Genomic DNA, 12335 nt, shown 5'->3' on the forward strand with positions numbered 1-12335 from the left:
CGTCCACAGGGGGGCGGAGGACGATTCCCCCGGGCGTGACCGTGCCCGTATGCTCTGCTGAACGCCGCCGATCGCGACCGGGGCGCACGGCGGCTCCACAGTCAACCCGGTCCTTCGTTCGAGGCGGTGGTCACCACGGTTATCCGTGCTCTACCCCGCCCTGCCCACACCACCGTGCTCATCACCGGCATGGTGCTGATGGTCGTGCTCTCCCTGCCCACCGCCTCCGGCGCCGCCGCCGGGGCCGGAGCCTCCGCGCACACGTCGCACGGCGCCCCCGGTGTCGAGCGGACGGCCGGCTCCGACGAGACGGCCGGCTCCGACGAGACGGCCGGGAGAGCTGGGGGAGACACCGACGAGGGCCCCGGCGAACACGCCGGTCCGGGCGAGCGTCCGGTCCTGACGACCGCGGCGACCCCGGCCACCTGCGACCAGCGCGCCACCCCGCGCGACCTTCCCGACGCGGTGCCCGGTTGCGCGCTCCGGCTCGCGGCCTGGGAGCAGCCGTGGTGGCCGCTCCCCCGTCCGCACACCGACCCCCTGCCCGAACAGGTCACCTCCGGGGAGCTACCGCCCACGCGCGCGCCCCCTCTCACCGCGCCCGTCCTCGTCTGACCCCCGTCGGACCGCGCCCGGCCCCGGACGCGCCCGGCGATCCACCATCCGCAGTGAGAGGTTCCACCCCTTGTCCAGTCAAACGGGAGCCGGAGGGCGCTGGATTCGCGCGCTCATCTCCCTTCTCGTCATCCTCGTCGCGTTCGGCGCGGCGTGGTTCATCCCGCCCCGCCTGGGCCTCGACCTCAGCGGCGGCACGCAGATCGTCCTGGAGACCCAGGACGGCCCGGACGGCACCCCGGCCAACGCCGAGAACACCGACATGGTCATCGAGGTGCTGCGCCAGCGCATCGACAGCATGGGCGTCGCCGAGGCGAACATGTCGCGTTCCGGATCGAACCGGATCATCGTCGAGCTGCCCGGCGTCCAGGACCCGGCGGAGGCCGCCCAGGTCATCGGCCAGACCGCGCAGCTGACCATCCACCCCGTCCTGGGCACCGGCCAGGGCGGCCAGGGGGTCCAGGCCCCCGGCGACTTCGCCAACGCCCCCCAGGACACGGCCGACGAGGCCCGTCCCCCGGCCGACGCCGAGGAGGGCGCGGAGGAGTCCTCCGGCGACGGTGAGGCCACCGAGGGCGGAGAGGGCGGCCTGTCCGACGAGGAGATGGCCGAGCTCTTCGGCAACATGGGCGGCGACCCCACCGCCGGTCAGGGCCAGCCCGCGGAGAACCCCGAGGACGTCGCCCTGACGCTCCCGGACTCCACCGGGACCTACCTCCAGCTCGGCGAGGCCGCCATTCAGGGCGACCACATCTCCGGCGCCAACGCCCGGCTCGACAACGCCACCGGCGCCTCCTGGGTCGTGGACGTCAACTTCCGGGGCGAGGGCCGCGACGAGTGGGCCGCGCTCACCGGCGAGGCCGCCTGTGCGGACTTCGGCGACCCGCGCCGCCGCGTCGCGATCGTCCTGGACAACGAGATCATCTCCGCGCCGGAGCTCAACAACAGCTACGTGTGCGGCGCGGGGAGCCGTGAGGGCGTCACGACCATCACCAACACCGAGTTCGACAGCGAGAGCGCGAACGAGCTGGCGGTGCTGATCGAGGGCGGTTCGCTGCCGCTGCCGGTCACCGAGGTCCAGCGCCAGACCGTCGGCCCGACCCTGGGCGCCGCCGCCATCCAGGCCAGCGCGATCGCCGCCGTCCTGGGTATCGCGTTCACCGCCCTGTACATCACGCTCGTCTACCGGCTCGTCGGCCTGCTGGCGTCGGTGGCGCTGGCGTTCTACACGCTCATCGCCTACGGCGCCCTGGTCGCGATCGGGGCGACGCTGACGCTGCCGGGTCTGGCGGGTTTCGTCCTGGCCATCGGTATGGCCATCGACGCCAACGTGCTGATCTTCGAGCGGGCGCGTGAGGAGTACCAGCGCCAACAGCAGGTCTACGACGCCAACCGGGCGTCCGGCATGCGGGACTCCGACGACGAGGAGGCCAAGGGCGCGGCCGCCCGGCGCCGTCGCCGCCGGGCCATCCCGCCGAGCCTGGAGAAGGCCTTCGTCGAGGGCGGCCGGAAGGCGTGGAGCGCGGTGCTCGACACCAACATCACCACGCTCATCGCCGCGGCGCTGCTGTTCTTCTTCGCCTCCGGCACCGTCCAGGGCTTCGGTGTGACCCTGAGCATCGGCACCATCGCCTCCATGGTCTCCGCCCTGGTCATCGCGCGTGTCCTGGTCGAGTGGGCGGTCCGCCGCGCGGTCGTGCGCAGGCACCCGGCGATCACCGGCCTCAACAAGATCGGCTCGGTGCGCACCTGGCTGACCACCAAGAACCCGGACCTGATGAAGTCCCGCCGGATCGCCCTGGGCGTGGCCGCGCTCATCGTCGTGACCGCCGTCGCCGCACCGTTCGTGCGGGAGGCCAACCTGGGCGTGGAGTTCACCGGCGGCCGGGTCCTGGAGTACGAGATCACCGGTGACCAGGACCTGAGCGTGAACGACGCTCGCGAGGTCGTCGCCGGGCTCGACTTCCCCGGCTCGGACACCGCGGTCGTGCAGGAGGCCGGTGACGGCGACCTCGCCGTGCGCACCGGGGACATCTCCGACGACGACGCCGCGTCCGTCCAGGAGGCCCTGGACGAGGCGACCGGCGGCGTGGAACTGCTCAGCGACGAGCTGATCGGCCCGAGCATGGGTGACGAGCTGCGCAACCGGGCACTGATCGCCCTGGGCGCGGCGCTCACCCTCCAGCTGCTCTACCTCGCCTGGCGGTTCCGCTGGTCCTTCGGCCTGTCCACGATGCTGTCGCTGGCGTTCAACATCATCCTGGTGATCGGCCTGTTCATCTGGCTGGGCAAGTCGATCGACGGCGTGTTCCTCGCCGCGATCCTCAGTGTGATCGGCTTCAGCGTCAACGACACGGTCGTGGTGTTCGACCGCGTACGTGACGAGTGGGCGCGAGACGACAAGTCCCCGTTCCCGGAGATCGCCAACCGGGCGGTGCTCAACACACTGCCGCGTACGGTCAACACGACCGTCGGCGCGCTCATCATCCTGAGCTTCCTCACCTTCTTCGGTGGATCCTCGCTTCAGGACTTCTCGATCGCGATGCTGGTCGGTCTGAGCACCGGTGTGGTCTCCACGGTGTTCGTGGCGATCCCGCTGGCCATCTTCTTCCAGAGGTGGGACAAGACGCCCGCGCCGCACGTGCTCAAGGAGCGCAAGGCCAAGGAGCGCAGCGCCGCCAAGGCGGCCCGCGAGCTGGACGACGGCGCCGTCGTGTAGGGCCCGTCCGGGCTCTGGCCCTCCTGACGCGAGGGGCCCGGGTACCGTGCCGCGGCACGGTACCCGGGCCCCTCCCGCATGTGCGGGTACGCGCGGGGCGGGCCCCGGGGTCAGCCCGTGGGCGCGGGCGCCGGAGCTCCCTCGGAGGCCTGGACGAGCACGAAGCCCTGCCCCTCGAAGGACAGCTGGACGGCCTCACCGCTGCCCCGGCCGATCAGCGCGCCCGCCTTCATGGTCCTGCGCACCCCGGACCGCAGGGAGCTGGACCAGGCGACCACCGCGTCGGTGTCGACGAAGGTCGGCTGGTCGACGTTGAGCAGCACCGGAGCGCCGTGGCAGGCGATGGCCACGCGGCCGTACCCGTGGAACACCGTGTTGAACAGGCCGCCGGACATGATCCCCGCGCCCTCGACGCGTCGGATGTCCCAGTTCAGGGTGGGGTCGAAGGCGAGGACGTTGTCACCGCTGACGGTGATCGCGTCACCCTCCAGGTCGATGAGGTGGACGTCCCAGGCGTCGCGGGCCAGGAAGACGTCACCCTGACCGGTGATCCGCATCAGGGGCATCCCCTCACCGGTGAGGGCCTTCTTGAAGAACCTGCCGACGCTGCCGGCGCCCTCGTAGGAGAAGTCGACGTTGCCCTGGTAGGCGACCATCGAGCCCTGGCGGGCGAGGACCTCACCGTTGAGGCCGATCCGCAGCATCTTGTGGTTCTGGAGGGACATGCCCGGAACGCTGTTCTCCTGGGCTCGCTGGAAGAGTTCGCTACGCATGCCCCTGATCCTGCCCCACACCGTGGACGAGGTCGTACACCTCGCGCTTGGGCACGCCCGCCTCCTTGGCCACCCTGGAGATCGCCTCCTTGCGACGCACGCCCTCCTCCTCCAGGGCGGACACGGCCGCGATGAGGTCGGCGGGGCTGGCGGACCCGCCGCCGGGGCGCGCCCCCTCCACGACCACGGAGATCTCCCCGCGAACGCCCTCGGCCGCCCAGGCGGCGAGCTCGCCGAGCCCGCCCCGGCGCACCTCCTCGTAGGTCTTGGTCAACTCGCGGCACACGGCGGCGCGGCGGTCGGGGCCGAAGGCGTCGGCCATCGCCGTCAGGGTCGCGGCGATCCGGTGGGGGCTCTCGAAGAAGACCATGGTGCGGCGCTCGCCCACCAGGTCGGCCAGGTATCCGGCCAGCCCCTTGCGCGGCGGAAAGCCCTCGAAGCAGAATCGGTCGGTGGGCAGGCCGGAAACCACGAGCGCGGTCGTCACGGCCGACGGACCCGGGATGGAGGTGACCGGGATGTCCTCCTCCGCGCAGGCCGCGGTCAGGCGGTAGCCGGGGTCCGACACGCCGGGCATCCCGGCGTCGGTGACCACCAGCACGTCGACCCCGTCCTTGAGGTCGGTGAGGAGCTCGTCGGTCCGGCGGCTCTCGTTGGCGTCGTAGTAGGACACGACCCGGGCCCCCTCGGCGCCGCCCAGACGCACCCCCGCCCGCGCGGCGAACTGGCGCAGCCTGCGCGTGTCCTCGGCCGCGATGACGCGTGCGCCCTCCAACGCGCTGATGAGTCGGGGCGGCGCGTCCTCCAGGTTCCCGATGGGCAACCCGGCGAGCGTCAACGTCCCGACTCGCGGTGCACCTGCCACACCCTCAACCACTGTGATCCCCGTCCTGTCACGCTACGGTTGGCCTGTCATGCCGACCGAAAACCCGGTTTCGCGGCCCGTCCGCACACGGACCGCCCGAACCCCAACCTACGAGCCGAGATGACCACCACCGCACCTTCCTCCGAGGCCCCGCCTCCCACGGCGCCCCACCCGCACCATCCGACCCGTCAACGCCTGGGCCTGCCGCGCCCCTCCTCCACCGGCGCGGGCCCGCGCTGGCTGGGTTGGGCGGCCGCCGTCCTCGTCGCGCTGTTCGCCGGAGCCCTGAGGTTCTTCAACCTCGGCGAGCCACCGCGGATCTACTTCGACGAGACCTACTACGCCAAGGACGCCTACGGCCTGTGGGAGTTCGGCTACGAGCACGAGACGGTCGAACGCGCCGACGACCTGCTGGCTCAGGGGCAGCAGGGCATCTTCACCGGGGCGGGCGACTTCATCGTGCACCCGCCGGTCGGCAAGTGGATGATCGCGCTCGGCGACTGGCTGTGGTCGCTCCTGCCCTTCGGTTCGTCCATGACGCCCGAGGGCTGGCGGGCGGCCTCCGCGCTGGCCGGGGTGTTCACGGTGCTCATCCTGGTGCGCGTGGCGACGCGGATGACCCGTTCGCTGCTGCTCGGCTGTACCGCGGGTGTGATCCTGGCGCTGGACGGGCTGCACTTCACGCTGAGCCGCATCGCCATGGTGGACATGTTCCTGACGCTGTGGCTGCTGGCGGGGTTCGCGTGCCTGGTGATCGACCGTGACGCGGCCCGGGAACGGCTGGCGCGGGTCGCGGAGTCCGGGGCGGACGTGACCCGGGTGGGGTGGTTGGGCGCGCGTTGGTGGCGCCTGGCCGCCGGACTGTGCTTCGGTCTGGCGATCGGCACGAAGTGGTCGGCACTGTTCTTCGTGGCGGCGTTCGGTCTGCTCACTGTGGCGTGGGACTACGGGGCGCGGCGCAACGTGGGGCAGCAGCGCCCGTTCTGGCGGTGGCTGGGGATCGACGCCGTCCCCGCGTTCCTGCAGACGGTCGTCGTGGCCGCGGTGGTGTACCTCGCCTCCTGGTCGGGATGGCTGTTCACCAGTGGCGGTTACAACCGCGACCACGCCGACGGCCTGCTGCCCGCGTGGGTGCCCGGGCCGCTGAGCGCGCCCCTGGAGGGGCTGGTGAGCCTGTGGGACTACCACGCCCGGATGATGAACTTCCACAACAACCTCACCAGCGACCACTCCTACATCTCCGCGCCGTGGGAGTGGCTCATCATGCGCACCCCGGTGATGTTCCACTACAACGGCCAGGCCGTGGGCTGCGGCACCGGTGACTGCGTGACCTCGATCGTGTCCATCGGCACGCCCGTCATCTGGTGGACCGCCATCATCGCCCTCCTGGTGATGATCGGCTGGTGGGTGACCTTCCGCGACTGGCGTGCCGGAGCGGTGGTGCTGGCGGTGGCCGCGGGCTGGCTGCCGTGGTTCGCCTACCCGGACCGTCCGATGTTCCTGTTCTACGCGCTGCCGATCCTGCCGTTCCTGGTCCTGGCCATCGTGCTCATGCTCGGGCTGGCCATGGGCCCCGGGGAGGAGAGCCCGCGTTTCGCCCCCTATGCGCGTGCCGTGGGCGGAATCGTCTTCGGTGTCGTGATGCTGCTGATCATCGCGCACTTCGCGTATCTGTACCCGGTCCTCTCGGCCTATCCGATCGACGAGGCGAGCTGGCGGGAACGGCTGTGGTTCGACGTGTGGATCTACGGCAACGGGGGCTCCTGACCAGTGGGGAAGCGTCGCCCGAGCGTGGCGGCCCGCACCGGGTGAAGGCGGTGTTTCCGACCGCGGAGTTCGTCTCCTTTAGTACCACCGGCGTGGGAAATCAACAGTTTGGAGTAGCCGAAAGAGGACACCCGAGAACATGGATTCCTGCGGGAAAGGACTCGGCAGCGGGCACGCGTCCTGGTAATGTCAACGACTGGTTGCTGTTGTTGTTTCCATGGATGCCCGAGGCGCCTCGCGGAACTGCACGTGGGCGCTCGTCGGGGATGGTCTCGCCGATACGGCGCCCGGCGACCCGGGGCCAGCAGGGTGCGGCCCCGAAGTAGTCCCCAAGGGAGAGCACATGGCTCAGGGCACCGTGAAGTGGTTCAACTCTGAGAAGGGTTTCGGGTTCATCGCCGTCGGTGGCGGACAGCCCGACGTGTTCGTCCACTACTCGGCGATCGCGGGTACCGGCTTCCGGAACCTGGAGGAGGACCAGAAGGTCGAGTTCGACATCATCCAGGGCCCCAAGGGCCCGCAGGCGTCTGACGTTCGCGCGATCTGATCGCCATCCGTCTTCACCGGCCCTCCGCTCGCCCGCGAGTGGGGGGCCGGTCGGTCTTCGGACACCTCGTCGTCATCGGGGCATGGTTACCCATGAGCATGGATACCGGTTAACCTGCTTGGAGCCGGTCGCATCACGAAGGGCGAGGATCGCGCATGTTCAACATCAGCGGAGGAGAGTTCATCGTCCTCCTCCTGCTCGCGGTGCTGATCTTCGGTCCCGACCAGCTGCCCAAGATGGCTCAGCAGGCGGGTCGACTGCTCCGCCAGCTCCGGATGATGGCCAACTCCGCCTCCGCCGACATCAAGGAGGGGCTCGGCCCCGAGTTCAAGGACTTCGACGTCCAGGACCTCAACCCGAAGCGCTTCGTCCAGAAGCACTTCTGGGAGGACGGCGAGGACGAGGTCGAGAGCCGTCCCGCGGCCCGGCTCAACGGCAAGCGCCCGCCCTTCGACGACGAGGCCACCTGACCGTGTTCGTCTCGGGCCCGCCGCTTCGCTTCGGCCCGCCCGTCGCCCGCCACCGACCCTCAACGGAGGCCTCCGGCGCGGACCTGTCCATGAGCACCCTGCCGGCGCCCGAACGGTCAGCCGAAGAGCAGCAGGACGAACAGGGCCAGCCCCAGTAGGATCAGCGACCCGACGATGACGGCGGGCGAACCGACCGCGACGACCAGGATCTCCACGGCGACCGCTCCGCCCAGCGCTCCGGCCGGCCAGGGCCAGCGCGGCGCGGGTTCCCATCCGTGTCGGCGCTCACGGCTGACGCTGACGAACATGGCCAGTCCGATGAGCGCCCAGAAGGCCAGGTGCCCCAGGGCGCGCGTCTGCGGATCGACGTAGTCGGCCATGCCGCCGACCACCATCACATAGGCGACCGTCCCGAAGGCCAACCGCCAGTACCCACCGCTCCTGCGGGCGGGGATCGGCTTTCGTCGGGCCGGGGTGGTCCGGCGAAAACGCTCGGCGGCGACCGGACCGTCGGCGGGCTCCCCGGTCTCCTCCAACGGTTCCACCGTCGTGCGGGGCGGGTCGTCGGGCGGCTCCGGGGGCGAGGGCTCGTACCCTCCGACGTGCTCGGGGTCGTCCTGCTGGTAGCCGCCACTGTGGTGTGGGGAGTCGGACACGGGGGTTGCGGCCCTTCGGCTCGGTTCGGCCCCGTCCGGGGCCGGGTCGTCGCCATGTCCCTACCCGAAGGCGCCGGGGGCCAAAGCCGCCACACCGGCTCCACGCACTCCCGGGCTCCGCCACCGGCGGTGGAGGGACCCGTCCGGGCCCCTCCACCGGGGTTCATCGGAACCCTGGCACCGGGCTGATCACTGCCAGCTCCACCCAGTGTTCTGGGAGGTCTGTGCGTGCGTGGTCATGGCAACAACCTTTCGTGTGGTTCTTCAGCCCATCCCACCGACCAAGATGGCGTATCAAACCATCCGGACACAAGCCCCATGAAGGATCATTAGGATTCCCATGGAAGAGAGACCACCAAAGGTTGCAGCACCTAAGGAGAAATGGCCGATACTCTCCGTGTCATCGCAGATCAGAGCGTTTTCCATTGCGCGGACGAGGACAGAGGATACCCATTGACCAGGCAAGACAGAGCCCCGATTCAGCAAAATTGAAACGGGATCTGCGCAGGATACGAGTCGTCCACTCTTAAACCGATTCACCGCCCCCCGGGACGTCCTGGGGGAAGCAGATCGCGAATACCTGCGGCAGCGTGTCCGACCGAGCCGTGGGAGCGCTCACCCGATCACCTCCTCCCCTTGACTCCCTTCCGCCCCGCCAGTCTCTGGAACCACGTTCCGTCACTACCAACCCCGCCCTCGGAGACTGCGGGACGACCCCGACAACCATCCCGAGACCCCCTGTTTCGGACACACAAAAAATCAAATAAAAGGATGTTTTTCCGGTCCGGAACACCACGGTGCGACCACGTGACAGGAGCGCGACGGAGCTCTTGGGCCCGTTCTCCGGTGACATGACCGGGGCACCGCGAGGTGGCTTCACTCGATTCCGCCGCAGAGAGGGCGGGGCCGCACCCGACGGAACCGGGGGCGACCGGCGCGGCCTACTCCCCGGCGGGAGGCCGACCGAAGAGCAGGCCGGCGCTCCTGCGGGTGACGGCGAGCAGGTCGGGGTCGTCGAACAGGGCCCGCACACCGGAGGCGTCGAGGTTCCCGGTCAACGCCAGGGTCGCGATGCCGTGCACGATCGACCACCCGGCGACCACGGCCGAGGGTTTGTCCCCGCCCGCCGGGCCACCGGCGACGGAGTCCGCCCCGGTCGTGAGTTCGGCGAACGCCGCCGACCTCGCCGCCCGCAGTTCCGCGTCGTCCTCGTCCAGCAGGGTGGGCGCGAACATCACCTGGAAGTGCGCGGGGTGCTCGACGGCGAAGCGCACGTACTCCACCCCCGCCTCCAGGAAGTCGCCCCCGGCCCGTCGGTTGGCGCGCAGGCGTTCCGCCAGTTCCTGGAACCCCTCGACCGCGATCGCGTTGAGGACGCCCTCACGCGAGCCGAAGTGGTGGCGCGGCGCGGTGTGGCTGACCCCGAGGTCGGCGGCGAGTGAACGCAGGCTGAAGGAGTAGGGCCCCTCCCTCGCGATGACCTCCGCGGCCCTCTCCAGGACGGCGGCGCGCAGGTTTCCGTGGTGGTATCCGTCTGCCATGCGGTGAACTATACGCTGGAAAGTTGCCACTGCGAAGATCCTTCCGCGCCGTCGCGGGAAACCCCTCCGGACGCGGGATCGGGCGCGGAGTAGTCTGGGACCGTGCCCGGTCGCCCCGCCACAGGGGATAGCAACTTCGCCGGTGACACTCGGGGCTCCGGTCCGGAGACCGCCCGCGTCGAGGGAACAGCACCCGGACCAGGAGGCATCGCGGGGCCCGCCCCACCGGGGAACGGGCCCCGCTCCATGTCGGCCGCGTCGCGCACGGCATGACGAAGGCCCCGCCTCCCGTGGGAGGCGGGGCCTTCTGTCTGCGGTGGAGCTATGGGGATTTGAACCCCAGACCCCCTCGATGCGAACGAGGTGCGCTACCGGACTGCGCCATAGCCCCGAAGACGAGATAAAGACTAGCAGGAGTTCGGCGGTGGTCCGAACACGATCGGACCACCGCCCCCGGATCAGTCCCCGGCCGCCCGGAGATGGGCGTCCGCGTACTGGTCGTAGACCTGGCTGCGGCGCTCGCGCAGGGCGATCACCTTGGCCTCCCGCTCCGCCTCGCGCCGCTGCTCCTCCTCGGCCTCCCGGCGCGCCCTGAGCGCGACACGGCGCCGCACCCTCAGCTGGGCCTCCAGGCGCTCGCTGTCGGCCTTGGCCGCCTCCCTGAGCAGGGCCAGATGACCGGACAGGAGCAGGATCGGCGGGAGCACGACCCACCACGGACCGAGACCGAACAGGACCGCCACGATCGTGGCCGCGTTCACCAGCGTCAGACCGGTGGTGCGGCGACGCCTCCGGGCGATGACCCGCGCCCGCGACTCACGGGCCGCGCGGTGCCGCCCCTCGTGGCCCCGGAGCCCGGAGCGCGGGCCCCCGGGGGGCCGCCGGCTTCCCTCCGTTCCGACGACGGGGCGCCGGAGGACCTGGGTCTCCTCAGCGTCGGGATCCCCACCGTCCTCCGGGGACACGTCCTCCTCGACGGGGGACTGGTCGCCTCCGCCCGGCTCGGACGCCTCCGGAACCTCGGCCGGCTCCCACTCGTCCCCCCGACGCTGGTCCTCGTGGACGGTGTCCACTGAGTCCTTGCGCAACAGCATCGGCACGAGGACGATGAGCCAGACCACCACGATGGCCAGGTACAGAGGAGAGCTGCTCATCACCCCTCCTCACGATGACGGCCACTGAACGTTGTTCGACACCTCGTCGACACCGCGCCGCGTGGCGCCCCCGACGACCCCGGTCCCCCCGGAGCCGATTCCCGTGAGCCATATCCACGCGTTGGCCGCATCGTCAATGCGTCTACGTTCCGCACGGTACGACCCCGTGTCCATAAATGCGCCACATTCTGACCGGAGTGTCGCAAGATTGTGGACCTTCAGTTTCGGTCGACGTGCCTTCGGTCGGGGAAGTGCAGGTCAGCGAGCCACTGCGGAGAGCAGTGTCAATTCAACGCAAAGTAATGAGTAGATCTGGTTAAAGGAGGGTTTGGACTCCGAACGCATCCTCGGCCCCGCCCCGTTCAGTTCGGTCCCGGGTGCGGGCTGGCCGGATCGCGCGGATCCCGGGTTCCGTTCGGGCCTTCCGGCCCCAAAGCGGAACCGGGGTCCGAACCGGACTCGGGGAACGGATCGGACGGATCTCGCTCGCGCCAGCGCCGGAGCAAACCGTGCGGGACCTCCTCGGCCGTGATCGCGTAGCAGATGTGGTCGCGCCAGGCCCCGTCGATGTGCAGCTGGCGTCTGCGCACCCCCTCGTCGCGGAAGCCGAGTTTGGCGACGACCCGCCTGCTCGCCCTGTTCTCCGGACGGATGTTGGCCTCGATCCGGTGGAGCCCGACACGGAAGAAGGAGTGGTCGACCGCGAGCGCGACCGCCGTCGGCGTGATCCCGCGACCGGCGTAGGCGCTGTCAATCCAGTACCCCACCTGCGCTGACCTGGCCGAACCCCAAACGATGGCGCCGACGGTCAGCTGCCCGACGAACTCGCCCCCGAAGGTGATCGCCCACGGCATGGACAGCCCTTGGCGGGCCTCCCGGCGGATGGCCTGGAGCATCGCGACGTAGGGGGTCAGTCCGGTGGTGCGCAGCGGCATCTCGGGATAGGTCGGTTCCCAGGGACGCAGCCACTCGGCGTTGCGCGACCGGGCGTCGCGCAACGCGGCGGCGTCCCGCAGTCGCAGCGGGCGGAGCGCGACCGCCCCCTCGTACAGGGTGACGGGCCACCCTTGTCTGCGATACACGACCGTCCCTCCGAGCCTCTCGGCGTCACCGACCACGGACGCGCCTTCTCCGGGCTGCGCGGCGCGCCCACCGCCGGTGGCCTCTCCCAGTATTCCACCCCAAGGGTCCGACGTGTCGGGCGTCACTCCTACGATCCGAGTTCCGG

At 70.2% G+C, this 12335-nt stretch carries 11 protein-coding genes and 1 tRNA gene; 5 read left to right on the forward strand and 7 right to left on the reverse strand.

Annotated features, from left to right (window positions below):
• The first annotated feature begins 174 nt into the window (after window positions 1–174).
• Together KIK06_RS18620 and secD are read left to right on the forward strand one after the other, a co-directional pair.
• On the forward strand, window positions 175–615 hold the full coding sequence (locus tag KIK06_RS18620) for a hypothetical protein (protein ID WP_268644430.1): 441 nt from the start codon (window positions 175–177) through the stop codon (window positions 613–615).
• A 70-nt stretch (window positions 616–685) separates the two neighbouring features.
• Window positions 686–3334, forward strand: a complete 2649-nt coding sequence (gene secD / locus KIK06_RS18625) for a protein translocase subunit SecD (RefSeq protein WP_268644432.1) — start codon at window positions 686–688, stop codon at window positions 3332–3334.
• Window positions 3335–3444: 110 nt separating this feature from the next.
• On the opposite strand, the gene KIK06_RS18630 is transcribed toward secD, so the two are convergent.
• Window positions 3445–4107, reverse strand: coding sequence for an AIM24 family protein (locus KIK06_RS18630; protein ID WP_268644434.1), 663 nt, complete (start codon window positions 4105–4107; stop codon window positions 3445–3447).
• On the reverse strand, window positions 4100–4984 hold the full coding sequence (rsmI, locus tag KIK06_RS18635; RefSeq protein WP_268644436.1) for a 16S rRNA (cytidine(1402)-2'-O)-methyltransferase: 885 nt from the start codon (window positions 4982–4984) through the stop codon (window positions 4100–4102). The genes KIK06_RS18630 and rsmI overlap by 8 nt, the downstream gene beginning before the upstream one ends.
• Before the next feature lie 108 nt (window positions 4985–5092).
• Here rsmI and KIK06_RS18640 point away from each other — a divergent pair, with 108 nt between their 5' ends.
• From KIK06_RS18640 to KIK06_RS18650, 3 genes are all read left to right on the forward strand, one after another.
• A complete protein-coding gene (locus tag KIK06_RS18640) occupies window positions 5093–6739 on the forward strand; it encodes a dolichyl-phosphate-mannose--protein mannosyltransferase (RefSeq protein ID WP_268644439.1) in 1647 nt (548 codons plus the stop codon).
• Window positions 6740–7082: 343 nt separating this feature from the next.
• A complete protein-coding gene (locus KIK06_RS18645) occupies window positions 7083–7286 on the forward strand; it encodes a cold-shock protein (RefSeq protein WP_017597160.1) in 204 nt (67 codons plus the stop codon).
• Between the two features lie 155 nt (window positions 7287–7441).
• Window positions 7442–7756, forward strand: a complete 315-nt coding sequence (locus tag KIK06_RS18650; RefSeq protein WP_017597161.1) for a sec-independent translocase — start codon at window positions 7442–7444, stop codon at window positions 7754–7756.
• A gap of 116 nt (window positions 7757–7872) precedes the next feature.
• Here KIK06_RS18650 and KIK06_RS18655 read toward each other — a convergent pair whose 3' ends face one another.
• The 5 genes from KIK06_RS18655 to KIK06_RS18675 form a co-directional block, all read right to left on the reverse strand.
• Window positions 7873–8412 (reverse strand): hypothetical protein, encoded by a 540-nt coding sequence (locus KIK06_RS18655; protein ID WP_268644442.1) that lies wholly within the window; start codon window positions 8410–8412, stop codon window positions 7873–7875.
• 941 nt (window positions 8413–9353) lie between these two features.
• A complete protein-coding gene (locus KIK06_RS18660) occupies window positions 9354–9953 on the reverse strand; it encodes a TetR/AcrR family transcriptional regulator (protein WP_268644444.1) in 600 nt (199 codons plus the stop codon).
• 317 nt (window positions 9954–10270) lie between these two features.
• Window positions 10271–10344: transfer RNA gene (locus KIK06_RS18665), tRNA-Ala, on the reverse strand.
• A 67-nt stretch (window positions 10345–10411) separates the two neighbouring features.
• On the reverse strand, window positions 10412–11107 hold the full coding sequence (sepX, locus tag KIK06_RS18670) for a divisome protein SepX/GlpR (protein ID WP_268644445.1): 696 nt from the start codon (window positions 11105–11107) through the stop codon (window positions 10412–10414).
• A 362-nt stretch (window positions 11108–11469) separates the two neighbouring features.
• Window positions 11470–12189, reverse strand: coding sequence for a GNAT family N-acetyltransferase (locus KIK06_RS18675; RefSeq protein ID WP_026127332.1), 720 nt, complete (start codon window positions 12187–12189; stop codon window positions 11470–11472).
• Window positions 12190–12335: the final 146 nt, after the last annotated feature.

The sequence above is a fragment of the Nocardiopsis sp. EMB25 genome, from assembly GCF_026797795.1.
GTDB lineage: Bacteria > Actinomycetota > Actinomycetes > Streptosporangiales > Streptosporangiaceae > Nocardiopsis > Nocardiopsis lucentensis.